The organism is Labrys okinawensis (assembly GCF_002982075.1).
Lineage (GTDB): Bacteria > Pseudomonadota > Alphaproteobacteria > Rhizobiales > Labraceae > Labrys > Labrys okinawensis_A.
In genome coordinates this window covers 21,958-47,249 of record NZ_PUEJ01000008.1, presented here as the reverse complement: position 1 = coordinate 47,249, position 25,292 = coordinate 21,958, and the positions used below count along the sequence as shown (strand labels likewise).

Sequence of the window (25,292 nt, the reverse complement as noted above, 5' to 3'; positions counted from 1 at the left end):
ATGTTCCCCGTAATCGAAAACCGCGCAAGCGGGATTTGACCAGCCGGCCTATGGCCGGGGCGGATTTGATCCGCGCATCGCTGACCGCAATCCGAGGCGCAAAAGGCCCGATCCGACTTTGCCTTCCCACCACCGCCATGCATAGATGGCGCGTCTTTGTTCGGGTGAGTCCCACGGGTGCTTCCCTGGGAGCGCGGACGTCCTCGTCCGCCCGTTCCTCCCCTCCCCGGGCGCAGCACATGCAGTCAGGAAGAGCGGACGAGGACGTCCGCGCTCAGGAAGAAACGTCACCATGAGCGAGCCATCCCTCCCCGACCCCTTCGGCCTTTCGGGACGCCATGTCCTGGTCACCGGCGCCGGCGGCGGCATCGGGCGGGCCATGATCGAAGCCTTTGCCCGCGCCGGCGCCGCGGTCTCGGGCGCCGACAGGGATGCGGCTCTGCTGGAAAGCCTGCCCCTGCAGCACCGGCTCGTCTTCGACCTTACCGACGCCAAGGCCTGCACCGATGCCATTGCCGGCCTGGTGGCCGGGGGCGGCCCCCCCGACGTGCTGGTCAACAATGCCGGCTTCACCCGGGCCGAAACGCTGGCCGACGTCGACGACGCGGTCTGGGACAGCGAACTCGCCATCAACCTCACCGGCGCCTTTCACGTCACCCGCCCCGTGATGGCGGCGATGGTGGCGCGCGGCGGCGGCTCGATCGTCTTCGTCGCCTCGGTCAACGGACTCGGCCATTACGGCAATCCCGCCTATTCGGCGGCCAAGGCCGGGCTGATCGCCTATGCCAAGTCGATCGCGGTGGAAGCCGGCCGCGACGGCATCCGCGCCAATGTGGTCTGCCCCGGCTCGGTGCGCACGCCGGCCTGGGACCACCGCCTTGCCAAGGATCCGACGATCCTCGAAGATGTCGTCTCCCATTACCCGCTCGGGCGGATGGTGCGCCCCGAGGACGTCGCCAATACAGCCGTCTTCCTGGCCTCCCCGCTCGCCGCCGGCGTGACGGGAGCGGTCCTGCCGGTCGACGGCGGCCTGACCGCCGGCAATCTGCGCTTCGTGCGCGACATCATCGAGAGGAGGTCGTGACATGGCGGGCCTGCAGGTCAAGGCGCTGCAAAAGCGATATGGCTCGGCCGTGATCCTCAAGGGCATCGACCTCGATGTCCGCGACGGCGAATTCGTGGTGCTGGTCGGCCCTTCCGGCTGCGGCAAGTCCACGCTGCTGCGCATGATCGCCGGCCTCGACGAGATCTCGGACGGCGAATTGTGGATCGGCTCCAAGCTTGCCAACAAGCTGTCGCCACAGCAGCGCAACATCTCCATGGTGTTCCAGAGCTACGCCCTGTTCCCGCACATGACGACGCGCGCCAATATCGGCTTCGGTCCGCGCATGCGCGGCGAAAGCGCCCAGTCGATCGCGCCGCGCGTGCAGAAGGCGGCTGGTGTGCTCAACCTGCACGACTATCTCGACCGCTACCCCCGCCAGCTCTCCGGCGGCCAGCGCCAGCGCGTCGCCATGGGCCGCACCATCGTGCGCCAGCCCGAACTCTTCCTGTTCGACGAGCCGCTCTCCAATCTCGACGCCAAGCTGCGCGTGCAGATGCGCACCGAGATCAAGGCGCTGCACCAGGACCTGAAGACCACCATCGTCTACGTCACGCACGACCAGATCGAGGCCATGACCATGGCCGACCGCATCGTGGTGATGAATGCCGGCCATATCGAGCAGGTCGGCTCGCCGCTGGAGCTCTATGACAGGCCCGCCAATCGCTTCGTGGCGAGCTTCCTCGGCTCGCCCTCGATGGGTTTCATTCCCGGCACGGCCGAGAAGGGTGACGGGGTCCCACGGCTGCGCACCAAGAACGGCCTGCTGCTGCCGATGGGCGACAGCGCCGCCGTTTCCGGGCAGGCGGTGGAGATCGGCATCCGCCCCGAGCATTTCCTGCTCGGCACGGAACAGACCGGCTTTCCCTTCGTAGTCGGCGTGGTCGAGCCCACCGGCGCGGAGACCCATCTGTTCGGCACCATCGACGGCACCGAGATGCGGGCGGTGTTCCGCGAGCGCCTGTCGCCCCAGCCGGGCGAGACGCTCTACCTCGACGTCGCCAGAACCAATGTCCACGTCTTCGACCCGCAGAGCGGGGCGAGACTGTAAGGCAACGAGTGGATTGCAAATTCGCTCTATCGTCATTGCCAGCGCAGCGAAGCAATCCGGTCGCCGCAAGCATGGCCTTTCAAAAAAGCTGGATTGCTTCGCTGCGCTCGCAATGACGGAAACCTGTTCCGGGACTCGAGAATTCGAACGCCATCCATGACGAAGCCCTTCGACACCAATCCCTTCCCTGACGATCCCGAGCGCCACGCCCTGTGGGAGATGCTGGTCCGCCGCGACATCGAGGCTTATCTCAAGGCGGACTGGCCGGCGGTGGCGGACGATTTCCTCGCCGACACCTTCTTCGGCCTGAGCGGCCTCAAATCCGCCAATCCGGACGAATGGCGCATGATCTTCCCGCGCCTCGAGGACTATCGCGACCGCTGGCTGAGCCAGGCCCGGCTTTCGGCCGCCACAGCCTATGCCGAACCCCGCCGCGAAGCGCTCTATCGCATCACCTCGCTCCGAGATATCGACATCAATGGCGAGCGGGCGGTGGCGCACAAGAAGTTCGACGGCATCATCGCCAAGGCCGACGGCAGCACCGATGCCATCAACTGGCAGACCCTCTATCTGTGCAATCGGGTCGGTGGGCGCTGGAAGATCGCCGGCTTCGTCGGCTACCTGCCCAATCCGATGGGGATATCGGGCTGAACCTGACAGGCTGACATCGACGCCTCCTCCGACGCATGCCACCTTCGGCTGGAGCCTTCGACGACAATGAAAAGAAGCCCGAACATGCCCGCCAATCACCTGAGTCAGCCTCCGCGGGGCAGCATACCCTTCCCGGCCGCCCTCTTCTTCGTCACGGTCCTCGGCATGGCCCTGGCGGCATGCGCTTCGGGAAGCGGCATCGACAAGCGGCAAGTCCGTCAAGACGCCGCCGCCAGATGCGCCAGCGCACAAGACAAGATCGGGTGCCAGCAGACTCAGAGCCGGCGGCTTGTCGACGAGGGCTACACCTCGATCTGCCGCGCCAAGGGCCTCGCGGACAATTCCCCAGCGATGAAGCGCTGCAGGGGCGAACTCGCCTATGCCGACTGCGTCCGCACCATCAGCGACTATCAGGGCTACACCGCCCAAATGAACCCGCGCGGCCCCTGGGAGCCCCCGCCCAGCGCCGTCTGCAAGAGCCATCTGGTCACGGAATGAACCGGATCATGTGGCGCGAGAGGCACCCTCGATGCCTCTCGCCCATCCAATCTACAGCTCCCCCTTCTTCATGCTGGCGGCGATGAAATCCGCCTGGCGGATGGCGAGCGCCACGATGGTCAGGGTGGGATTCTCGGCGCCGCCGCTGGTGAACTGGCTGCCGTCCGAGACGAACAGGTTCTTGATGTCGTGAGTCTGGCCGTGCTTGTTGACCACGCCGTCGGACGCCTTGGCGCTCATGCGGTTGGTGCCGAGATTGTGGGTGGAGGGATAAGGCGGCGTCGGGAAGGTCCTGACGGCCCCGACCGCCTCATAGATCGCACGTCCCTGCCGGTAGGCATGGTTGCGCATGGCGGTATCGTTCTCATGGTCGTCGAAATGCACGTTGGCGACCGGCATGCCTGCCTTGTCCTTGGCGGAGGCATGCAGGGTGATGCGGTTGGCCTCGCTCGGCATGTCCTCGCCGACGATCCACATGCCGGCCATGTGGTCGTAGCTGTCGAGCGCAGAGGTGAAGGAACGCCCCCACGCGCCGGGATCGAGGAAGGCGGCCATGAAGGGCAGGCCGAGCGACAGCGTCTCCAGCTCATAGCCGCCGGCAAAGCCGCGCTTGGGATCGTGGCCCGCCTCATCCCTGACGATGCCGGCCATGGTGGTGCCGCGATACATGTGCACCGGCTTTTCGAACACGCCATAGACCGAGCCGGTGGTATGGCGCATGTAGTTGCGGCCAACCTGGCCGGAGCTGTTGGCCAGGCCATCGGGGAACAGGTTCGAGGCAGAGTTGAGCAGGAGGCGCGGGCTCTCGATGGAATTGCCGGCGACCGCCACGACACGCGCCTTCTGGCGCTGGGTCTTGCCATCCTTGTCGAGATAGACCACGCCGGTGACCTTGCCCTTCGCGTCATGCTCGATCTTCACCACCTGGCTGTTCGGCCGGACTTCGAGATTGCCGGTTTCCTCGCCCTTGGGGATCTCGGCGTAGAGGGTCGACCATTTTGCGCCGGACTTGCAGCCCTGGAAGCAGAAGCCGATCTGCTGGCAGGAGCCGCGCCCGTCGCGCGGCTGGCTGTTGATCGCCATGCGCCCGGTATGCACTTCCTTGTAGCCGAGCTTCCTGGCGCCGGCTTCCAGCACCTTGTAATTGTTGTTGCCGGGCAGGCCGGGAATGTTGTTGGTGCGCGTCACCCCCATCTTGTCCTCGGCCTTGGCGTAATAGGGCTCGAGCTCGGCGAGGGTGATCGGCCAGTCCAGGAGATTGGCGCCCGGCAGACTGCCATAGGTGGAGCGAATCTTGAATTCGTGCTCCTGGAAGCGCAGCGAAGCGCCGGCCCAATGCACGCTGGACCCGCCGACCGCCTTGACGATCCAGGCCGGCAGATTGGGGAAGTCCTTGTGCACCCGCCAGCTTCCCGAGGTGGTGCGCATGTCCTTCCAGGCGAGCTGGCCGAAGCTTTCCCATTCGTCGTTGACGAAATCCTCGATCTCGTAGCGGCCCCCCGCTTCCAGGATCACGACCTTCACACCTTTGAGGGCCAGTTCGGTGCCCAGCGTGCCGCCGCCGGCGCCGGAGCCGACGATCACCACGACGGAATCGTCGTTCAGATCAAAAGGGGCTGCCATGGTTCTGTCTCCTCCAAGGCATCCTGCGCCAAGACGATCTCGTCTCAGGACGCAAGGACGCGTCGAACCAAAGAATGAGAGTAAAAATGCGTTCTGATTGAAACGCGCTTAGCTCAGGGAATGGATGCCGCCGGAGGAAAGGCCGTCCGGAGGAAATAAGGGCTGGAATCCGGTCTGCGCCGACCGGGATCAAAGCCACTCGATGTCGGAAAAGCCGCGGTTGATGTAGCCGCCCTTGTCGGCGGAGGAGCCCTCATAGCCGAAGAGGGGCCAGACCTCCTTCTGGTTGTAGAGGCTGACCACCAGGCCCGAACGCACCGTGGCGAAGAAGGGCGATGGCTCGATCTTGCGCAGGATCGCCAGCCTCTCCTCCTCCCAGCCGAGGTCGGCATAGCGCGTCCCCCCCGCCGCGGCGGCCAGCCCGTCCAGCGTAGTCACGCCATCCTCGAACAGCGCCTTGCTCGCCGCATCCTTGCCGGCCTTGACATCGAAATCCTTGACGGCAACGGCGTAATAGCGATCGGGAAGCCGGTCGTGCGGATAGATGTCGCGCGACATCCGGACCAGCGTTTCCAACGTCTCCGGCTTCAGCGCGCCGGCTTCGAGCGCCCAGGCCTCCCGCGGGCAGTAGAGCGCCCCGCCGGCGACCACCAGCGCAACGCCGGTCGCGGCCGAGACGATAAAACCGCGACGGGACAGTTCGCCTGCCTGCCTGGCTTTCTTCATGTTATCCTCCCTGCTTGTTGCGCCGGGGCTGCCATCGGCGCCCCGGTCTGCCATTCTTGTCATGCCGGGCGGCCGCGCGCTGGCGGCCGGCAGGCTATTTGTAGCGCCCACCCCGCTGCAGGACCTCGATCTTGTAGCCGTCGGGATCCTGGATGAAGAAGAAGCGCGCGGCTCCCGAGCCATCCGGGAAGGAGAGCGTCTTCAAATCGCCGGGGTTGAGGCCCAGGGCGGCCACCTTCGCATGGGCCGCCTCGAGGTCCGGCACGGAGATCGCCAGATGGCCATAGCCGTCGCCAAGCTGGTAGGGTTCGGTGCGGCCCTTGTTGACCGTGAGCTCCAGTTCGAAGCCGGTCTCGTCGCTCAGATAGATCAGGGTGAAGCTCTCGAAGGCGAAACGGCCGGCGACTTCAAGCCCAAAGGCCTTCCGATAGAAATCGACCGAACGCTCCTCGTCGAGAACGCGGATCATGCTGTGAATCATGCCCATGGCAACTGGCCTCTACTTTTCAACGCTGAGTGACTTGAGATAGGCGATGATCCGCGCCCGCTTGGCGGGATCGGCCTGGCGATAGGGCATGGTGGTGCCCGGCTTGAACGCCTGGGCATTGGTGATCCACTTGTCGAGATTGTCGGCATCCCAGGTGAAGCCGGCATTGGCGAGGGCAGCCGAATATTTGTAGCCCGGATAGGTTCCCGCCTTGCGTCCGATGAGGCCGGCCAGGTTCGGCCCCTGGCGCGGCCCCGCCTTGGGGTCGACGACATGGCAGGTGCCGCAACTGGTGACGAACTGCTTCTGGGCAGCCGCGAGATCATCGTCCGCCTGGGCGGCGCAGATGCCGAGCAGCCAGGCTCCCGCGATCGCGGCAAGCACCCTGCCCATCCTTCCCCGCGTTCCACCCATCATCACCGCCTGCTTCGTTTGCGACTAGGGACGGGAGGTTAGGTGCCGGCTTCAGGCACCGGGTAGTAATATTGCATTACACGTCGAGAATTCGGAAAATAGGCCGGGTTGCGGCACGGATCCCGGAGAACGTGAGGGCGGCGGCCCTGTCCTACTCCGCGGCGACCAGGTCGAAGGCGGCGGGCCGGCGCGAGGCGGCAGGCCGCAGCTCGGCGACATATTTCAGGCAGCAGCAGCGCAGGAGCGAGGTGAAGTTGCGGACGTCGCCGTGAAGGTCCAGCACTTCGTCATGCAGGCGGGTGACGAAACGCCCGAGCGACATGCCCTGGTCGACGGCCAGCTCCTCCAGAATGTCCCAATAGACGGCTTCGAGGCGAATCGAGGTGGCATGCCCGCCGATACGCACCGAGCGCGTATGCGTCTCATAGGTCTCCGGCGGCTGGGAGGCGAACAGATGGCACATGGCTTTCCCCCGATCGGCGCGTCCTTGCGCTTCCGGCCGATTGCGGCACGTCGCAAAACGCTTTGCTTTCTTTGACTGTTTCCAAAGAGAACGGCTCTGTCAATCGGCGAAAGCCGCGCCAAGGCGCCGCTGGTATCGGAGTGCTATTTCGCGCCGGCCCGCCGGACCCTGAGCTCGTTGCCCGCCCCGGCATCGAGACCGATCATGTCGAGGATGGCGACGAAGGAAATCAGCCCGATCACCGCGAAGGCGATCTGGAAATCGATCAGCGGCAGCGAGCCGTTCGTGCCCGGAAACCAGAGTTCGGCCAGCCTGAGCGCCGCGGCCGCCACGCCGACGCCGAGGCCCATCGACATCTGCTGGGCGACGTTGAAGAGGGTGTTCGCCCCGCTCATCCGCGCTTCCGGCACCTCGGCGAAGGCGATGGTGTTGAGCGCGGTGAACTGCATCGAGCGGGTCAGGCCGCTGGCGAACAGCAGGGCGCAGATCAGCGCAAAGGGCGTCGCCGGCGTCAGCAGCGCATAGGAGGAGATCAGCACGGCGTTGAGGAGGCCGTTGCCGAGCAGCACCTGGCGGAACGTGAAGCGCCGCAGCACCGGCGTGGTGAAGGGCTTCATCACGATGTTGCCGGCGAACACCCACAGCACCAAAAGGCCGGCCTGATAGGCGTCGAGCCCGAAGGCGAGCTGGAACATCAGGGGTGCCAGGAAGGGGACGGCGCCGATGGCGACGCGGAATATCGAACCGCCCCAGATGGTGATGGAGAAGCTGCGGATGCGCAGCGCCCAGGGGTCGACCAGGGGATGCTCGGCCCGCCGAGCGTGAAGAATGGCGGCCGTCGTGACCACGGCGCTGGCGGTCAGCCAGATCGCAGCCAGCGACATCGAGCCGTCCTGCCGCGAGATCAGGTCCAGGCCATACATCAGGCCGAAGCAGGCAATGCCGATCAGCACGAAGCCCGTCCAGTCGAACGGCTTGGCGCCATCGGGCTTGCCGGCGGGAATCAGCTTCATGGTGAGGATGAAGCCGAGGATGCCGAGCGGCACGTTGAGGAAGAAGATCCAGTGCCAGGTCGCATAGGTGGCGAGGAAGCCGCCGATCGGCGGGCCGAGCACGGGCGCCGCCAGTCCGGGCCAGGTGATGGTGGCGATCGCCCGCATCAGGTCCTGCTTGGCGGTGTTGCGCAGCACGATCAGCCGCCCGACCGGCACCATCAGCGCGCCGCCGACGCCCTGCAGGATGCGGGCCGCCGTGAAGGTCCACAGATTGGGGCTGAGGCCGCACAGGATCGAGGCGAGCGTGAAGATCACGATGGCCCAGCCGAACACGGCGCGCGGGCCATATTTGTCGGCGACCCAGCCGCTGGCCGGGATCAGCACGGCCAGGGTGAGCAGATAAGCGGAGATGCCGATATTGAGGTCGATCGGCTGCACGCCGAAGGACTCGGCCATCTGCGGCAGGGCGCTGACCACCACCGTGCCGTCCAGCATTTCCATGAAATAGGCGCCGGCGACGAGAAAGGCCAGGATGGAACTGCTCGCCGGCTTGGAGGTCATGAAGGTCGGTTCCGAAGACTGAAGGCGGCGGGCATTGCCCGCCGCGCCATTGGTCGGACCATAGAAAAAGAAGACGCGGCTGGAAAGGGAAAGCTGAGGACCGGCCTAAAAGAGAACGATCGTTTCCAAATTCGCTTTCACGCATAGGCCCTGATGAAGAAGGCCGCCGTCATGCCGGTCGCGATCGCCAGCGTGGCGAAGCGCACGGCAGCGGAAGGCAGCCGCCGGCCGGCCTGGGCGCCGAGATAGCCGCCGAGGAGAGCCCCGCCGCCCACCAGCAGGGTCTCGTGCCATTCGACCGCTCCGGCGAGTGCGAAGCAGAGCACGGCGGCGCTGTTGGCGGCGGTCACCATCAGCGTGCGGGACGGGTTCAGCGCCTTGAAGTCGGCGCCGTCGAGCAGGCTCCAGGCCGCGATCATCATCAGGCCCACGGCGCCGCCGAAATAGCCGCCATAAAGCCCGAGCAGGGCCTGGATCGCCAAGACCACGGCCGGCCCGGCCGCCAGGCGCGCCCGCAAGGCGGCGCCGAGCCGCGGCCCGCCCGCCAGCATGAGGGTGGCGACCAGCAGCAGCCAGGGCAACAGCCGGTCGAACATGGTCGTCGGCGTCCACAGGAGCAAGAGCGCGCCCGCGAGGCCGCCGGCCAGGGTGACGGCAAGCATCCATCCGGCCGGCGCGCCGCAGATCGGATCGAAGCCGCTGCGATAGACATAGGCGCTGGCCGCGCCGCCGGGATAGAGCGCCACCGTGCTCGAAGCATTCGCCGCAACCGAAGGCACGCCGGCAGCGATCAGGGCCGGCAGCGTCACGAAGGAGCCGCCGCCCGCCATGGCGTTCATCGCGCCAGCAAGCAGGCCGGCCCCGGTGAGCAGGAGAAAATCGGACATGGGGGCTTCCTGACATTTGGCCAGCCGGTTGACAATCGGGAAGATCCGACCCTTTCCTTCGGAAAAGCCGAAGGAAAAGACCATGCGTTTCGATCTCACCGACCTGCGCCTGTTCGAGGCGGTGGTGCGGGCAGGCAGCATTTCCGGCGGGGCCGAGCGCATGCATATGGCGCTGGCCTCCGCCAGCGCCCGGGTGAGCGGCATGGAAGCCGTGCTCGGCGCCGCCCTGTTCAGCCGCAGCCGCCGCGGTGTCGAGCCCACCGCGGCCGGACGGGCGCTGCTGCACCATGCCCGCACCATCACCGCCCAGGTCGAGCAGATGCGCAGCGAGCTTCTCGCCTTCTCCGCCGGCCTCAAGGGCGAGATCCGCATACTCTCGAACACGGCGGGGCTGGTCGAACTGGTGCCGGCGGCGCTGCGCGTCTTCCTCGCCAACCATCCCGGCGTTGACATCGACATCGAGGAAAGGACCAGCACCGAGATCGTCGAAGCCATCGGGGCCGGCCTGGCCGATTTCGGCGTGATCGCCGCCACCGCCGATCTGGCGGCGCTGGAAACGCGCTCCCTCGGGGTCGATCGCCTGGTGGCGATCACCGCCGGCACCAGCCCGCTCGCGGCCCGGCCGGAAATCGGCTTTGCCGAGCTGATCGGCGAGCCCTTCGTCGGCCTGGCCGGCGGCGCCCTCACCGACCATCTCGCCCGCCATGCCGCCCGCCTGGGGCGGCGCATCGCCTATCGCGTCAGGCTGCGCAGCTTCGATGCCGTGGCCCGCCTGGTCGAAGCCGGCATCGGCGTCGGCGTGCTGCCGCTTGCCGCCGTCGAACGCTATGGCAGCCCCCACCTTGCCGTGTTGCGCCTCAGCGACGGCTGGGCCGATCGCCATTTGGTCGTCTGCGCAAGGTCCCTCGCCGACCTGTCGATGCATGCCCGCCTGCTCATCGACGAACTCGAGCGGCAGGGCGCTTCGCCTCGAGATCCGAATAGTTAGTTCTCAGCCAAACACCACCTCGACCGCCCCCAAGCCGCCGAAATCGGCAGTGAAGGCCTGGCCGACCACCGCCTGCAGGATCAGAGGCCCGCCACCGATGGCGATGAGGTTGCCCGGCGGCACCTGCCGGCTGCGACGCGCCAGATAGAGCGAGAGGCTCGCAATCGCCTCCCTGATGTCGCTCATCACCCTTTCGCCCCTGCTCCTGCCGACCACGGCCCCGTTCATGCTGGCGACGACCTCCAGCCCCTTGAGGTCGGCCAGGTGCCGGTCAAAGGCCGGAGCTCCCCTGACGGAGGCGACATGCAGGCCGAAATCGGCCGTCGCCGTCCAGGAATTGAGCGGCACGCCGCCCCTCACCCGGCGGCCGAGGATGGTGATCATCGGCACGCAGCCGATGATGGCCTCCTCGATCAGCGCCAAGGTCACCGGCCGATGCGGATCGGGATAGGAATCGCCCATCAGCAGGCCGAGGCTCCATTCCGCGCCCAGCACCCCTGGCGGCAGGCGGAAATGGCTGTGGCTCGGCAGCAGGCTCGATGCGGCCAGCGGCCCGAAAAGGGGAACCTCGCATTGCAGGATGCGTCTCGTGGCGGGGATCGTGGCCGTCGCAAAGTAGCCGGCGACATTGTCGTCCATGGCGGCAAGCGCCGCATCCTGGACCTCCTCGGCCATCTGCTCCGAGGAAATCAGCTGCAGCGGAAGATCGTCGATAATGCCGCCGGAACGATTGAAAGCCAGCGCCTCACCGAGTTCGGCAACCGACGCTCTCATTCTCATCCTCGATCGTTTCGAAGCCCTGCCAGCCGCGACATCATACGGCCGGCGGATGGGGACCTTCAAATCAGGAGATCGTCCTATTTCGGGCCGATCGCATAAGGGCGGCATAAAGAAAACCGAGGCCGCGAGGATGATCGGCCGCTCCAGCCCACCGTGCGCGACGCCCTACCCGCCGGCAGCATCGCCGCTTCTGCTTTGGTGCTTCGCGCGTCCAACGCATTTTTCGGAACGACCAATCGGCGTTTCGGTGGAGGAAATGCCCGCCGCACATGCCATTGCGTAAACTTAATGTGAGGCGGAACGGCGCGCGCCATTGGCAGGCCACTGCGCAAAACATGCAGGCTTTGTTGGCTATTCGGGGGTTCCTGCCTCGCCTGGAGCGCGAAGCGGGATGGTGGAGCTGATGAGATTCGAACTCACGACCTCTGCAGTGCGATTGCAGCGCTCTCCCAACTGAGCTACAGCCCCGGCTGCCCGGAAGCGTCGCCATTTAGTGTTCGTGCCTCCCTCCTGTCAAGCGGACTTGCCATATATCCAGGCCCGCTGGCTGAAGATGGCCGAGCCTCGATGGCGCAGTGCCCTTGCCGGGACTGCGCGTGTCCCCATCCGCGGTTCCAGGGGGCTGGCTTCAGTCCCAGAAAGGGTGGGGACCGAGCGGAATTTGGAAATCCTTAACCGAATTCTGAGTCTTGGCGAGGCATGGTGGCCCGGAACGGGCTGGGTGCCGATCAAGTTTGGTTTTGCCGTATCGATGGATGTTTTCTCTAGAATTCTCAGTCTCGCGATCGCCTGGGCCTTCGAAATGATCTTCGGCTATCCGCGCTGGCTCTATGCGCGGATCGGCCATCCCGTCACCTGGATGGGCGCCCTCATCGGCTGGCTCGACCGGCGCCTGAATTTTGCGGAGGATGCTCCCTCGACCCGTCGGGGCGCCGGCATCGTCACCACCGGTGTCCTGGTGCTGGTCGCCGGGCTCGGCGGCATTATCGTGGAACGGCTCTGCCTTTCCATCACCTATGGCTTCATTCCGCTCGGGCTGATCGCTTCCGCGCTGATCGCCTCCAAGAGCCTGGGCGACCATGTCGAGGATGTCGCGCATGGGCTGGAGGTCGGCGGCCTGGCCGGCGGCCGCAAGGCCGTCTCGATGATCGTCGGGCGTAATCCCGAAACCCTGGACGAGCCGGGTGTCTGCCGTGCCGCGATCGAGAGCCTGGCCGAGAATTTCTCCGACGGCGTGGTGGCGCCGGTGTTCTGGTATGCCCTGTTCGGCCTGCCCGGCATCGCCGTCTACAAGATCATCAACACCGCCGATTCGATGATCGGCCACCGCACCCCCCGCCACGAGGCCTTCGGCTGGGCCGCCGCCCGGCTCGACGACTGGCTGAACCTCATCCCCGCCCGCCTGACGGCCCTGATCATCAGCGCCGCCGCCTTCATCCGCCATCGCCGCGGGCGGGCCGCCATCGCTGCCGTGAGGCGCGATGCCGGCAAGCACCGCTCGCCCAATGCCGGCTGGCCCGAGGCGGCCATGGCCGGCGCGCTCGACCTGCGCCTCGCCGGTCCCCGCATCTATGGCGAGACCCTGGTCGAGGACGCCTATATGGGCAATGGCCGGGCCGATGCCGGTGCGGCCGACATCCGTCGCGCGCTCGATCTCTATCACATGGCGTGCGTGATCCTGTCGGCCTTGATCGGCCTCCTCACCTTCTACCTGATCTACAAGCAGTATCAGTAAGAGCGCCCGCTCTCCCGGCTCGGGAGAGAGCCCGGGGGTGAGGAAATTCCGGATGGAGCGGGGATCGGCATCTTTCCGCCGGCAAGTCCGGCGTTTCCAAGATGGTCGATCTGGAGATCGACCCACCGGACGCGCGCCAAACCCCGTAAACCTAGCGGCTTCGCCCTACAGCCCGATGATCCGCCCGATCGCCGTCATGTCGAGATGGCTGGCGAGATGGGCGGCGAAAGCATCCAGCGTCTCCTCCACCACGGCTTCATAGGCCAGGCTGCTGCCCTGCCCGCCGAGGCGGGCGAGCCAGGCGGCCCGCTGGCGATCGTCGCCGAACAGGCCATGCACATAGCAGCCGGCGATGCGGCCATCCGCCGAGCCGGCTCCGTCGAGGCTGCCGTCGTCGAAGCGCAGCAGCGGACGGGCGAGCGCGGGCCCCTCGGTAACGCCGACATGCATCTCATACCCGGAGAAAGCGACCCCGTCCGCGCAGCTGCGCCCGCTCACCGCCACCAGGCGCTTGTCGCCGCCGAGGCGGGTAACGGCGTCGAGGAGGCCGAGGCCCGCGACCTCGCCCGGCGGTCCTTCGATGCCGTCGGGATCGGCGATGCGCCTGCCCAGCATCTGGTAGCCGCCGCACAGGCCGAGGACATGGCCGCCGCGCCGGACATGGGCCGCGATGTCGATGTCCCAGCCTTCGGCGCGCAGGAAGGCAAGGTCGGCAATGGTCGCTTTCGAGCCGGGCAGGATGACGAGATCGGCCACCGGCAGGGGCTGGCCGGGCTTCACCATGACAAGATCGACCTCGGCCTCCTGGGCCAGCGGATCGAGATCGTCGAAATTGGAGATGCGCGGCATCATCGGCACTGCGATGGTCAGCTTGGCGCCGGCGCGGCGCGAGCCATAGGAGCCGAGCGCCAGCGCGTCCTCCGCCGGCAGGCGACCGGCCTGAGGAAAATGCGGCACCAGGCCGAGGGCCGGCCAGCCGGAACGTTCGGCGATGAAGGCCATGCCGTCGGCGAACAGGCTGGCATCGCCGCGCATCTTGTTGACGATGAAGCCCCGGATCAGGGCGGCATCCTCGGGATCGATCGCCACCTTCGTGCCGAGGATCTGCGCGATCACGCCGCCGCGGTCGATATCGCCGGCGAGCAGCACGGGGGCGTTCACTGCCCGGGCAAAGCCCATATTGGCGATGTCGCCGGCGCGCAGATTGACCTCCGAGGCCGAGCCCGCTCCCTCGACCAGCACGAGATCGGCTTCGGCTCTCAGGCGCTCGAAACTGTCGAGCACGTCGGCCATCAGCGCGGGCTTGAGCGCCTGGTAGTCGCGGGCGCGGGCCGAACCGCGCATGCGGCCCTGCACGATGATCTGCGCCCCGATCTCCGATTGCGGCTTCAAGAGCACCGGGTTCATATGCACGCTGAGCGCCACCCGCGCCGCCCGGGCCTGGAGCGCCTGCGCCCGGCCGATTTCGCCGCCATCCACGGTGACGGCGGCATTGTTCGACATGTTCTGCGGCTTGAAGGGACGCACTCTCAGGCCCCGGTCGGCGAAGTGACGGCACAGTCCCGCCACCAGCAGCGACTTGCCGACATCCGAGCCCGTGCCCTGGATCATGAGGATTCTGGCGGTCATCGATGCCCCGAGCTCCCGCGCAGCCGGCCGAGGGGAATGAAATCCGGCGATGTCGGTGTCAAGGGGCCCCGCTCCCAATCGCCATACCAGGCCTCCACCTCCAGGCCCGCCTGGTCCAGCGCCCGCTCCAGCTCGGACCGCGGCGCAAAGGCGATGCGCGAATGCGACGACAGCGTCCGCCCGTCGGCAAGGATGCGATAATGGGTGCCGTAGGTCACGACCTCCGTGGCGGGATCGTGCGTGACGTCGTTCCAGGCCTCGACTGCCCCGAAACGCGGATGCTCGATCCGCCGGCGTGATTGCTCCGGCGTCCATTCCCGCCACTGCTCCATGGCGGGGTTGCGGCTGTCGAAGATGAAACGGCCCCCGGGCTCCAGATGCGCCGCGATCGTGCGCAGGGCGGCGATGCGGTCCTCCTGCGTGAGAAAGACCTGGAAGGCATGGCCGGTCATCACCACGAGGTCGAAACGGCGGCCGAGCCGCACGATACGACCGTCCCCCTGCACGAAGGTCACCCGGTCGCCGCCCGGGCGGCGGCGGGCGATATCGAGCATGGCAGCGGCGGGATCGACGCCGAAGACGGTGCAACCGGGCTGGCGCGCCACGTCCGCCGCAAGATCGCCCGTGCCGCAGCCAAGATCGAGCACCGAAGCACAGCCCGCCGCCAGAGACCGGCAGCAGGCGCGATCTGCGCTCCACTCGTTCTCGACGTCATAGAAGCTGGCGAGATCCGGATCCTCATAGAGCCGGTCGGGGCGGGCATTGTCGTGGTTCACGGGCTTGTCGGTCCTGCTCGGCTCGTTCCAGGTGTTGCTTGCCTATCACCCCTATCCAGCGCCGCAAAGCCTGCCGATTCGCTACGCCCGAAGCGACATTCCGCGCCCGGTCCGCCGCAGCTCGACCACTCTCCCCGGTGATGGCGGCCTCGTCGACGCGTTCTGCGGCCTGAGGAGGCGCCTCCTCAGGCCCCGGTCGACGGAATGACGGCACAGCCCCGCTACCGGCGGCGACCGGCCCATGCCCGACCATGCCCTGGATCATGAGGATCCTGGCGATCATCGTCCTTCGCGTCGGGAACCAATCCTGCGGTTAATGGTTGTTCAAAGCCGGAGCGGATTCCTCCGTTCCGCATCAGTAATGGAGATGGTATAATGGGACGCGCGCTTTTGCTCTGGCTGGTCGGAATACCCATTCCGATCATCATCTTGCTTTGGCTGTTCTTCTTCCGGTGAAAAGCAACGCAATCAAGATCGATTTATACGCGTTATCATGCCGAAGCGCTCTCATCGCTCAAAGATCTCATGCATCATAGACCGACAAGAAGGCGGTCCCGTCAAAACGGGACCAGATATTGCCGGTCTTGCCGAATATACCGCGGATTTGAGCCCCCTGGTGCTGTCCGCAGCGTGTGGAATTTGACTTTCTCCTTTTGAGATTCCCATCGGCCGACATTTGGTGGCGAGCTGCTCCATCGGCGTGCTTCTGCCGCAGCCGGCGCGCCCATCCCGGGCAAGGTCTGGGTATCCTTTGGCCTAGTCATCCCTTCAAAATAGGCGCTTGGCGGCAAACATGCGTTTGGACATGGATTTGCCACGCACAGGCTTATGATAGGCAGGTACTGGAATCACCCGGCTGGGCGGCCTATCCTGCTGCCGATCGAGATGTTTGGATGATGCATGGCTGATCCCGAGGCAGGCATGAGCGAGGAAGCGGCAGGCGACACACGCGCCTTCGAAACGCTCGTGCTGCGTGCGAGGCTTGCCCTGTTCTGGGAACAGGCCTGGCCGCGCCTGGCCGTGCCGGTGGGTGTTATCGGCCTGTTCGTGGCACTGAGCTGGTTCGATCTGTTCGGGGTGCTCGCCGGCCTGCCGCGTCTTGCTCTCTTCCTGGTCTTTTTTGCCGGCCTTCTCGCTTCGCTCTGGCCGCTCGCCCGGCTGCGCTTCCCCAGCCGGGACATGGCTCTCCATCGCATCGACGAGGCCATCGGCCTGCCGCATCGCCCGGCCACCACCCGGCAGGACCGGCTGGTGCAGGGCGGCGGGGATCCGCTCGCCGAAGCGTTGTGGCGCCGGCATCTGCGCCTCGCCCTGGAGGCGAGCCGCCGGGTGAGTCTCGGCCTGCCCTCGCCCGGCCTGCCACAGCTCGATCGCTATGGCCTGCGCGTCGGCGCCATCCTGGCCCTGTTCGTCGGCTTCTTCTATGCGGGGGCCGAACGCCTGCCGCGCCTCATCGATGCCCTCGCCTCCCCCCGGCACGACATCGCCGCGCTGTTCTCGGGTCAGGACGGCGAGCTGTCAGGCATGCGCATGGACGCCTGGGTGACGCCGCCGCCCTATACGCGCCGTGCCCCCCAGGTCCTCTCGCAGGCCAATCAGGGCGCGCCGATCCCGGTGCCGCAGGGCTCCGTCCTCGTGGTTCGCCTTGCCGGCGACAAGGGCGCCGAGATCGCGGCACAGGCGGGCACCGAGGACGTCCCCTCTTCGACGCCCGCCGATCAGGAAGCCGCCGTCGTCGAAAAGCGCCTCAAGCTGATGTCCGACACCGGCATCGACATTCGCCATGGCGACGGCAGCCTGACGCGCTTTGCCTTCACCGTCATCCCCGACAGACCGCCCACCATCGCCTTCGAAGGGCCGGTGAAGCCCGACGGCAAGGGCGGCATGATCTTCAGCTACAAGATCGACGATGATTACGGCGCCACCGCCGTCGAGAGTCAGAGCACGCTGCTGTCGGACGGGCATCCGCTCTACCAGCCGCCGAAGATCGCCCTCTCCGCGCCGGCGGGCCATGCCCGCTCCGGCACGGTGACGGCAACGCGCAATCTCTCGGCCGATCCGCTGGCCGGCGCCACCGTCAAGATGACGCTGGTGGTACGCGACGATGCCGGCAATGAGGGCCGCAGCGAGCCTCAGGACGTCACCCTGCCTCAGCGCGAGTTCCAGAACCCGCTCGCCCGCGCCCTGGTGGAACAGCGCCTCACCCTGGCGCTCGATGCCAACCAGGCCCGCGAGGTCAAATATGCGCTGGAAGCGCTGATGATCGCGCCGGAGGACTTCACCAAGGATGCCGGCCTCTATCTCGGCCTGCGCACCGTGCGCGACCGGATCGACCGCGCGAATTCCGATGACGCCTATCGCGACGCCGCCGATTATCTCTGGCAGATCGCGCTCGCCATCGAGGAAGGCGACGGTAGCGTCGCCGAGCGCCGGCTCAGGGCCGCGCGCGAAAAGTTGAAGGAGGCACTGGAACGCGGCGCCTCGCCCGAGGAGATCGAAAAGCTCACCCAGGAATTGCGCCAGGCCCTCAACGATTTCCTGCAGGACTATGCCAAGCGCCAGCAGCAGGCCCTCAAGAACACCCAGAAACCCGGCGACAAGCCCGTGCGCAACATCACGCCGGAGGAACTGAACAAGCTGCTCGACCAGCTCGAGAATTCAGCCAAGAACGGCAAGAAGGACGATGCGCAGAAGCTGCTCTCGCAGCTCGACGACATCCTCAACAACCTGGCCAATCCCGAGGATAGCGTCGGCCAGGGCGATCCCACGATGCAGCAGATGCAGCAATCGCTCAACGACATGGGCAAGATGATCCTGCGTCAGCAGCGCCTGCGCGACCAGACCTACCGCCAGAACCAGCCTTTCGGGCAGGGACAGGAAGGACAGGGCCAAGAAGGCCAGGGGCAGGACGGCCAGGGTCCGGGTGATCAGGGCATGGGCGACCAGGGGCTTGGCGACCAGGGACTCGGCGATCAAGGCCAAGGTGGACAGGGACAGGGCCCGTCCGGCCAGGGTCGCCAAGGCCAGAATGGACAGGGGCCGGGCAGCACGGGCCAGGGCGGGCAGGGCCAAGGTGGACAGGGCGAAGCTTCGCCCTCCCTCGACCAATTGAAGGAACGCCAGCAGGCGCTGCGCCAGCAATTGGAGAAGATGCAGAAGAATCTGCGCGATAGCGGCGCGGAGACCCCTGGTGCCCTGGGCGAGGCCGGGCAGGCCATGCGCGATGCCGAAAACCAGCTTGGCGAGCAGGATGGCGAGAATGCCGTCAATTCGCAGGGACGGGCCATCGAAGCCCTGCGCAAGGCGGCCAAGGGGCTGGCCGAGCAGATGGCGCAGGCCCGCAAGAACGGCAAGGGCCCGCAGCAGGGCAACAATCGGGGCGGCAAGGATCCGCTCGGCCGGCAATTGCCCAATGGCCCCGACTTCAGTGCCGACGGCTCCACCGAGGCTTCGCCTTCCAGGCGCGCCGGCGAAGTCCTGAACGAACTGCGCCGCCGCCTCGCCGATCCCAACCGCCCGAAGGCGGAGACGGACTATCTGGAGCGCCTGCTCAACCGGCAGTGAGGCATGCCACGCATCGCATGTCGTCCCGTGCGCGATGCGGCAGTCATGCAGCACCGCAGGCATGGGATCTCTTCCAGGATCGAAGACTTTCTTGCCAGTGACCGCGAATGACCCGGTCGCTCACATGCGAGCGCCCCGTCCGTCATGCGCAAGAGGCTTGACACCCCGGCCAGATGACAAGCACTATCGGGCGGCTACAGCAAATATAAACAAGACGACATTGAAAGTCGCCGGCACTATGTGGATCGGGAGGCCCAAGTGCAGAAAATCGGTGCAGAAAACAAGCACTGCCGTGACATCTATCATCATGACGATGAATGCTTGCGTTTCGTTAAAAGAACGCTTCAGCCAGCGGCGCCCTTAGATCGCGCAATAATTGAAATTCAGACAAGGTCGTAAAGACGATACTGAGTTTCTGCGCGCCGGATCGCCTCACCGTCAGGTGCATAACGCCACAGGACAGGCTTCCAGGCCACCGCGGCCGGCGGGTTATCTCGCGCAATACGTGCAATATCGTCTGACAATATCAAATATAGTGCCATCGGTACGAGGGAGCGCCTCGCAATGACGCTGCTGGTCTTACAAAAAGTCGGAAAAAGCTTCGGGGCGATCAGGGCGCTCACCGATGTCGACCTCACCATCGGCCGCGGCGAGATCGTCGGCCTGATGGGCGACAACGGCGCGGGCAAGTCGACCCTGGTGAAGCTGATCGCCGGCAACTTCCCGCCCACCTCCGGCGAGATCATGCTGGACGACGAGACGGTGCATTTCCACAAGCCCGTCGAGGCGCGGGCCAAGGGCATCGAGGTGGTCTATCAGGACCTGGCCCTGTGCAACAATCTCTCGGCCGCCGCCAACGTCTTTCTCGGCCGCGAGATCAAGAAGCGGATCGGGCCTTTCCGCTGGCTCGACCACGGGGCGATGATCCAAAAAGCCGGCGAGCTCTTCGCCGAGCTCAAATCCGAAACCCGTCCCCGCGACCTCGTCCGCCAGATGTCGGGCGGCCAGCGTCAGGCCGTGGCCATCGCGCGGACCCGGCTCTCCAAGGCCAAGATCGTGCTGATGGACGAGCCGACCGCCGCCATCAGCGTGCGCCAGGTCGCCGAGGTGCTTGGCCTGATCCGGCGCCTGCGCGATGCCGGAATTTCGGTGGTGTTGATCTCCCACCGCATGCCCGATGTGTTCGAGGTCTGTGACCGCGTCATCGTCATGCGCCGCGGCCACAAGGTGGCGGACAAGCCGATCGACCGGACTTCCCCCGAAGAGGTGACCGGCCTGATCACCGGCGCCATCCAGGTGGCATGAGGCTGCGATGACGAACACCATGCCCCCCGCTTCCCGCAACGATCCGAGCCGCGACAGCGCCAGCGTCTCCATCGAATCCGTCCTGGCGATCCGCGAGAAGTCGCTTTGGCAGACGCTGGTCTCCAGTCAGGCCTTCTGGGTCACCATCGCGCTGATCGTCATCTGCGTGCTGATGTCGCTACGCGAGCCGCGCTTCGCCACCGAGGACAATTTCTACAACATCACCCGCAACTTCGCCTTCATCGGCATCATGGCGCTGGGCGCCACCGTGGTGATCATCACCGGCGGCATCGACCTGTCCGTCGGCTCGATCATGGGCCTGGTGGCGGTCGCCTGCGGCCTCACGCTGGAGGCCGGCTATCCCTGGTATGCCGCCGTCGGTGCCGGCCTTGCCGCCGGCGCTCTGGCGGGCGCCGTCAATGGCGGCCTCATCGCCTATGTCGGCCTGTCCCCGTTCGTGGTGACGCTGGGCATGCTCTCGGCGGCGCGCTCGGTCGCCGTGGTGCTCTCGGGCAACAAGATGCTCTACAATTTCGGCCCCGGCGGCCCGGCCTTCAAGACCATCGGCGCCGGCTCGATCCTCGGCATCGCCAATCCGGTCTGGGTGCTGCTCGTCCTTACGCTGGCCTTGTTCGTGGTGATGCGCATGACGAGCTGGGGCCGCCATCTCCTCGCCATCGGCGGCAACGAACAGGCTGCCAACCTGACCGGCGTGCCGGTCAAGCGCATCAAGCTGCAGGCCTATGTCGTCTCGGGCGTCAGCGGCGCCATCGCCGCCATCCTCAGCGTCGGCTGGGCCGGCTCGGCCATCAATTCCCTCGGCACGGGCTATGAGCTGCGCGCCATCGCTTCCACCGTGATCGGCGGCGCCAATCTGATGGGCGGGGAAGGCGGCGCCTTCGGCGCGCTGATCGGCTCGGCCCTGCTCGAGGTCATCCGCAATGCCCTGCTGATGGCCGGCGTCGATTCCAACTGGCAGGGTGTCTTCGTCGGCAGCTTCCTGGTTCTCGCGGTCCTGCTCGAAAGGATCCGCGGCAAGAGACGCGAATGACCGGTCGAACCGGCGTCGTGTGAATGGCCCAAGGGCGTGCCGAGGGCACGCCCGGAGGGTGCAATATCCGGAGGAAACGATGCTCAAATATCTGATGACCACGGCAGCCTTCGCCGTCGGCCTCGCCGCGACGGCCGGCGCCGCTTCTGCCGCCGACAAGCTCACCTTCGCGCTGGTGCCGAAAAACACCAACAACCCCTTCTTCGACCAGGCGCAGGCCGGCTGCAAGAAGGCCGAGAAAGAGCTGGGCGGCGCGATCGAATGCCTCTATGTCGGCCCGGGCGAGCATGGCGGCGGCGACGAACAGGCCCAGATCGTGCAGGACCTGATTACCAAGGGGGTGGACGGCATCGCCGTCTCGCCGGCCAACGCCCCGGCCATCGCGGCCGCCTTGCAGGGCGCGGCCGGCGCCAAGATCCCGGTGCTGACCTGGGACTCGGACCTTTTGGCCGACAACAAGGGCGAGCGCCTCGCCTATGTCGGCACGCATAATTACGAGATCGGCGTCAACCTCGCCAAGCTCGCCATGAAGATCAAGCCCAAAGGCGGCAAGATCTGCATCCAGTCCGGCGGCGCGGCAGCGGCCAACCACAATGAGCGCATGCAGGGCATCCGCGATACCCTGGCCGGCAAACAGAGCGCCCAGGCGCCCGGCGAGCGCCTCGCCGGCCAGAACGGCTGGACCGAGGTCGACGGCTGCCCCCTCTACACCGACGACGACTTCCCCAAATCCGTGCAGCAGATGGAGGACACGCTCGGCAAATATCCCGATCTCGACGCCTTCATTCCGACGGGCGGCTTCCCGCAATTCCTGCCCGACGCCTACCGGCAGGTCGCCGGCAAATACAAGGACAAGATCGCATCCGGCGCGCTCGCCCTGGTGGTGGCCGATACGTTGCCCGTGCAGCTCGACCTGCTCAAGGCGGGGCTGGCCTCCGGCAATGTCGGCCAGCGCCCCTTCGAGATGGGCTACAAGGCCATGTATTTCCTGAAAGACATCAAGGACGGCAAGGCCCCGCCCAAGGACCCGACCTATACCGGCCTCGACGTCTGCACGCCGGAGAATGTCGCCACCTGCATCGGCGGCGGAAACTGACATAGCAGGCAGGATGGACGCGCCGGCCGCCTCCATCCTGCCGGCAGCACGCCGGTAACGAAAGGGAGAGCTGGCACGCCGGGCCCCATAGCGAAAACCGGCGGGCCTGGCTGACAGCTTGCCTTCGCTGCGAAGCCGCGCTCGGTGCCGTCCCGGCTTGCCAATGCCGGCCAATGGTGGGACACACGCCCTGTTGCACTGGAAACCGGGCGCGTCATGAATCCTTCCTCCGAAACGGTCGCGCGAAGCGCCACCCCCGCCCCGGCGCTGCGCTTCTGGCTGGCCGGTGCGGGCCTGATCGCTCTGGCGGCGCTGATTCTCTTTGCCATGGGCCGCAATCCGATCTGCACCTGCGGCACGGTGAAACTATGGGTCGGCGATCCCAACACCGCCGACAATTCCCAGCACATCGCGGACTGGTACACGCTTTCGCATGTCATCCATGGCTTCCTGTTCTGCGGCCTGTTCTGGCTGCTGGCACGGAGCCGTCCGCTCGGCTTCCGGGCCCTCCTGGCGCTGGTGGTGGAGGCGGGCTGGGAGATCCTGGAGAACAGCCCCCTGATCATCAACCGCTACCGCGAGGGCACCATCGCGCTGGGCTATGAGGGCGACAGCATCCTGAACTCGGTGAGCGACATCCTGTTCATGCTGGTGGGCTTCCTCATCGCCTCGCGCCTGCCCGTCTGGGCGACGGTGGCGCTCGCCATCTTCTTCGAACTGCTGGCCCTCTACGCCATCCGCGACAACCTCACCCTCAACGTCCTCATGCTGATCTATCCGATCGCCAGCGTCAAAGCCTGGCAGAGCGGGTTGTAAGGTCCCGGTCCAGTTGACAAATCGGCCCGTGCCTCGCCAAGTCTTCGCCTTGCGCACGGAGCCGCCGCCTTGGCCAGATCATATCGCATCCTCTTTCTCAGCGTCTCCGCCGGAGCCGGCCATATGCGGGCGGCCGAAGCGCTGAAGGAAGCCACGCTCCTGCTGGCGCCCGATGCCAAGGTCCTGCATCTGGACGTGATGGACTATGTGCCCTCGACCTTCCGCAAGATCTACACCGACTATTACATCAAGCTCGTCACCAAGCATCCGGCCCTGTGGGGCATACTCTATCAGGCGAGCTCGGACGCGCCGCCCGATGCCGTCTCCCAGAAATTGCGGCGGGCAGTGGAACGCCTCTCGACCCGGCCGTTGCGCAGCGCCATCGACGAATTCGCGCCCGATGCCATCGTCTGCAGCCATTTCCTGCCGGCCGAACTCCTGATGCGCGAGATCGGCAAGGGCCGCGTCGAAGTGCCGGTCTTCGTGCAGATCACCGATTTCGACCTCCACCGCATGTGGGTGATCCCGCGCATGTCCGGCTTCTTTGCCGGCAATGAGGAGGTCGCCTTCCGCCTCACCGCCCAGGGCATCGAGGCAGACAAGATCCATGTCACCGGCATTCCGATCATGCCGGCCTTCGCGCAGGACCATGAGCGCGGGGCCTGCGCCGCCGCCTTCGGGCTCGATCCCGCCAGGCGCACCTATCTCCTGATGGGCGGGGGCGCCGGCCTCGGCGTCGGGCCGGTGGCCAGGCGCCTCACGGCTGCCGATCCCGAGCTCCAGCTCGTGGTGCTGGCCGGCAAGAACCAGAAGGCGCTGGCGGAACTCCAGGCCCTGGCGGCCAGCCGGCCGGGCCGCCTCTTTCCGCTCGGCTTCACCAACGAGGTGCCGCGCCTGATGGCGGCGGCGGATCTCGTCATTACCAAGCCCGGGGGGCTCTCCACCTCCGAATGCCTGGCCATGGGCGTGCCGATGCTGCTCAGCGCCCCGATTCCGGGGCAGGAGGAGCGCAATGCCGATTATCTCATGGAGAACGGGGCGGCGATGAAGGCGATCGACGAGATCGGCCTGGAATATCACGTCGCCTTGTTGAAGGCCGAGCCGGAGCGCCTCGCCGCGATGCGCCGCCAGGCCCGCGCGCTCGGCCGGCCCGAGGCCGGTCGGGACGCCATGCGCATCGTGCTGGAGGCCCTGAGGTGACCGGCCTGGATATTCCCGGCTCCGCAAGCCCGGCCCGGCGCGGCGCCCTCGCCCAGCCCGCGGCGCTCGTCGCCATGGTGCTGGTGCTCGGCTTCTTCTTCGCCAATGTCGAGATCCAGATCGAGGGCGGCCATGGCTGGGCCACCAGCCTGCCGACCTGGCGCATCGAGCACCACTGGCTGCTCGACATTGTCTGGGGCGGGCGCCCGATGACCGGCTATCACGCCTGGGTCTTCCCCTTCATGGCGATCTTCTTCCATTTTCCGCTGGTGTTCGCCTGGACCTGGTCCTGGCGGCTGGAAGCGCGCGTGATCGCCTGCATCATGATCTTCTGGCTGAGCGAGGACTTCCTGTGGTTCGTGCTCAACCCGGCCTTCGGCCTCGCCCGCTTCAGCCCCGAATTCGTGCCCTGGCATATCCATTGGTTCTGGGTGGCGCCGGTGGACTACTGGACGATGTCGACGGCCGGGATCCTGCTGCTGGTCTGGTCCTATCGGGGATATCGGCAACCGAAATGTGGAGGATGATCCTGCCCAGGGCTCCCGGATCGGGAGAAAAGAACGCCTATCTCCGTTTTTCAGGCCCTCAACCTACAGTCTCATGCGTCACTCGGAGGTGCTTCTTCTTCCGCGCACCGGTAACCGATTGAACGCGTGATGACATATACTGCCGGCGGAAAACAGCTGCCGTTCGGCATCCGCCCCCATCTCAGCCATTACCTCTCGTTCCTGCAATGACTGCCTCTGGCCCGAAGAGGACGTTTCACGACAGGTGGACGGGGTCGTGAAGAACCGAGGCACTAACATGATCGCACTCGGTGTTCAGTGGCTTTTTCGATGTTGAACGGCTTCGACGTAAAGTCGATCCGTCATCGAGCGCGTTTTGTTGTACCCG

The 25,292-nt window shown here is 66.0% G+C and carries 23 protein-coding genes and 1 tRNA gene; 13 read left to right on the top strand and 11 right to left on the bottom strand.

What is annotated here, in order from left to right; genetic code table 11:
* Positions 1–292 precede the first annotated feature (292 nt).
* The 4 genes from C5L14_RS20820 (at position 293) to C5L14_RS20805 (ending at position 3,302) form a co-directional block, all read left to right on the top strand.
* Positions 293–1,084: an SDR family oxidoreductase gene (locus C5L14_RS20820; RefSeq protein ID WP_105863995.1), complete on the top strand. Its 792-nt coding sequence runs from the start codon at positions 293–295 to the stop codon at positions 1,082–1,084.
* Between the two features lies 1 nt (position 1,085).
* Entirely contained in the window at positions 1,086–2,153 is a 1,068-nt protein-coding gene (locus C5L14_RS20815) for an ABC transporter ATP-binding protein (protein ID WP_105863994.1), read from the top strand.
* 156 nt (positions 2,154–2,309) lie between these two features.
* Positions 2,310–2,804, top strand: coding sequence for a hypothetical protein (locus C5L14_RS20810; RefSeq protein WP_105863993.1), 495 nt, complete (start codon positions 2,310–2,312; stop codon positions 2,802–2,804).
* An 84-nt stretch (positions 2,805–2,888) separates the two neighbouring features.
* The gene (locus C5L14_RS20805; protein WP_105863992.1) at positions 2,889–3,302 is read left to right on the top strand and encodes a hypothetical protein; all 414 of its coding nucleotides are present in this window, start codon (positions 2,889–2,891) and stop codon (positions 3,300–3,302) included.
* Between the two features lie 51 nt (positions 3,303–3,353).
* Here the strand turns inward: C5L14_RS20805 and C5L14_RS20800 are convergent, their stop codons facing one another.
* From C5L14_RS20800 to C5L14_RS20770, 7 genes are all read right to left on the bottom strand, one after another.
* Positions 3,354–4,925: a GMC family oxidoreductase gene (locus C5L14_RS20800; RefSeq protein ID WP_105863991.1), complete on the bottom strand. Its 1,572-nt coding sequence runs from the start codon at positions 4,923–4,925 to the stop codon at positions 3,354–3,356.
* Between the two features lie 189 nt (positions 4,926–5,114).
* Positions 5,115–5,651, bottom strand: coding sequence for a twin-arginine translocation signal domain-containing protein (locus tag C5L14_RS20795; protein ID WP_245443472.1), 537 nt, complete (start codon positions 5,649–5,651; stop codon positions 5,115–5,117).
* A gap of 94 nt (positions 5,652–5,745) precedes the next feature.
* Positions 5,746–6,120, bottom strand: a complete 375-nt coding sequence (locus C5L14_RS20790) for a VOC family protein (protein ID WP_245443470.1) — start codon at positions 6,118–6,120, stop codon at positions 5,746–5,748.
* Between the two features lie 30 nt (positions 6,121–6,150).
* Complete coding sequence (locus C5L14_RS20785) at positions 6,151–6,522, bottom strand: c-type cytochrome (RefSeq protein ID WP_245443468.1); 372 nt, start codon at positions 6,520–6,522, stop codon at positions 6,151–6,153.
* A gap of 181 nt (positions 6,523–6,703) precedes the next feature.
* Positions 6,704–7,015 (bottom strand): ribbon-helix-helix domain-containing protein, encoded by a 312-nt coding sequence (locus C5L14_RS20780; protein ID WP_068289590.1) that lies wholly within the window; start codon positions 7,013–7,015, stop codon positions 6,704–6,706.
* Between the two features lie 143 nt (positions 7,016–7,158).
* Positions 7,159–8,571, bottom strand: a complete 1,413-nt coding sequence (locus C5L14_RS20775; protein WP_105863987.1) for an MFS transporter — start codon at positions 8,569–8,571, stop codon at positions 7,159–7,161.
* Positions 8,572–8,708: 137 nt separating this feature from the next.
* Positions 8,709–9,458, bottom strand: a complete 750-nt coding sequence (locus tag C5L14_RS20770) for a sulfite exporter TauE/SafE family protein (RefSeq protein WP_105864216.1) — start codon at positions 9,456–9,458, stop codon at positions 8,709–8,711.
* 82 nt (positions 9,459–9,540) lie between these two features.
* Here C5L14_RS20770 and C5L14_RS20765 point away from each other — a divergent pair, with 82 nt between their 5' ends.
* Entirely contained in the window at positions 9,541–10,446 is a 906-nt protein-coding gene (locus C5L14_RS20765) for a LysR family transcriptional regulator (RefSeq protein ID WP_105863986.1), read from the top strand.
* Between the two features lie 3 nt (positions 10,447–10,449).
* On the opposite strand, the gene C5L14_RS20760 is transcribed toward C5L14_RS20765, so the two are convergent.
* Together C5L14_RS20760 and C5L14_RS20755 are read right to left on the bottom strand one after the other, a co-directional pair.
* Positions 10,450–11,220, bottom strand: a complete 771-nt coding sequence (locus C5L14_RS20760; protein WP_105863985.1) for a hypothetical protein — start codon at positions 11,218–11,220, stop codon at positions 10,450–10,452.
* Between the two features lie 398 nt (positions 11,221–11,618).
* A tRNA-Ala gene (locus C5L14_RS20755) sits at positions 11,619–11,694 on the bottom strand.
* 283 nt (positions 11,695–11,977) lie between these two features.
* Here C5L14_RS20755 and cbiB point away from each other — a divergent pair.
* Positions 11,978–12,961 carry an adenosylcobinamide-phosphate synthase CbiB gene (gene cbiB / locus C5L14_RS20750; protein ID WP_105864215.1) on the top strand — a complete coding sequence of 328 codons (984 nt, stop codon included), beginning with the start codon at positions 11,978–11,980 and terminating at the stop codon, positions 12,959–12,961.
* Between the two features lie 165 nt (positions 12,962–13,126).
* Here cbiB and C5L14_RS20745 read toward each other — a convergent pair whose 3' ends face one another.
* Together C5L14_RS20745 and C5L14_RS20740 are read right to left on the bottom strand one after the other, a co-directional pair.
* Positions 13,127–14,590: a cobyric acid synthase gene (locus tag C5L14_RS20745; protein WP_181161269.1), complete on the bottom strand. Its 1,464-nt coding sequence runs from the start codon at positions 14,588–14,590 to the stop codon at positions 13,127–13,129.
* A complete protein-coding gene (locus tag C5L14_RS20740; protein ID WP_105863984.1) occupies positions 14,587–15,366 on the bottom strand; it encodes a class I SAM-dependent methyltransferase in 780 nt (259 codons plus the stop codon). Before C5L14_RS20740 ends, C5L14_RS20745 begins: the two co-directional genes overlap by 4 nt.
* 900 nt (positions 15,367–16,266) lie before the next feature.
* Between C5L14_RS20740 and C5L14_RS20735 the strand changes: the two genes are divergently transcribed.
* The 7 genes from C5L14_RS20735 to C5L14_RS20705 all read left to right on the top strand — a co-directional run bounded on the left by C5L14_RS20735 (position 16,267) and on the right by C5L14_RS20705 (position 24,925).
* Positions 16,267–18,930: a TIGR02302 family protein gene (locus C5L14_RS20735; RefSeq protein ID WP_105863983.1), complete on the top strand. Its 2,664-nt coding sequence runs from the start codon at positions 16,267–16,269 to the stop codon at positions 18,928–18,930.
* Between the two features lie 564 nt (positions 18,931–19,494).
* Positions 19,495–20,235, top strand: coding sequence for an ATP-binding cassette domain-containing protein (locus C5L14_RS20730; protein ID WP_105863982.1), 741 nt, complete (start codon positions 19,495–19,497; stop codon positions 20,233–20,235).
* Between the two features lie 7 nt (positions 20,236–20,242).
* Positions 20,243–21,286 (top strand): ABC transporter permease, encoded by a 1,044-nt coding sequence (locus tag C5L14_RS20725; RefSeq protein WP_245443466.1) that lies wholly within the window; start codon positions 20,243–20,245, stop codon positions 21,284–21,286.
* A gap of 79 nt (positions 21,287–21,365) precedes the next feature.
* On the top strand, positions 21,366–22,382 hold the full coding sequence (locus tag C5L14_RS20720) for a sugar-binding protein (RefSeq protein WP_105863981.1): 1,017 nt from the start codon (positions 21,366–21,368) through the stop codon (positions 22,380–22,382).
* Between the two features lie 216 nt (positions 22,383–22,598).
* Complete coding sequence (locus tag C5L14_RS20715; RefSeq protein ID WP_105863980.1) at positions 22,599–23,198, top strand: DUF2585 domain-containing protein; 600 nt, start codon at positions 22,599–22,601, stop codon at positions 23,196–23,198.
* A 69-nt stretch (positions 23,199–23,267) separates the two neighbouring features.
* Complete coding sequence (locus tag C5L14_RS20710) at positions 23,268–24,398, top strand: MGDG synthase family glycosyltransferase (RefSeq protein WP_210203274.1); 1,131 nt, start codon at positions 23,268–23,270, stop codon at positions 24,396–24,398.
* Complete coding sequence (locus tag C5L14_RS20705) at positions 24,395–24,925, top strand: hypothetical protein (protein WP_210203273.1); 531 nt, start codon at positions 24,395–24,397, stop codon at positions 24,923–24,925. The genes C5L14_RS20710 and C5L14_RS20705 overlap by 4 nt, the downstream gene beginning before the upstream one ends.
* Positions 24,926–25,292: the final 367 nt, after the last annotated feature.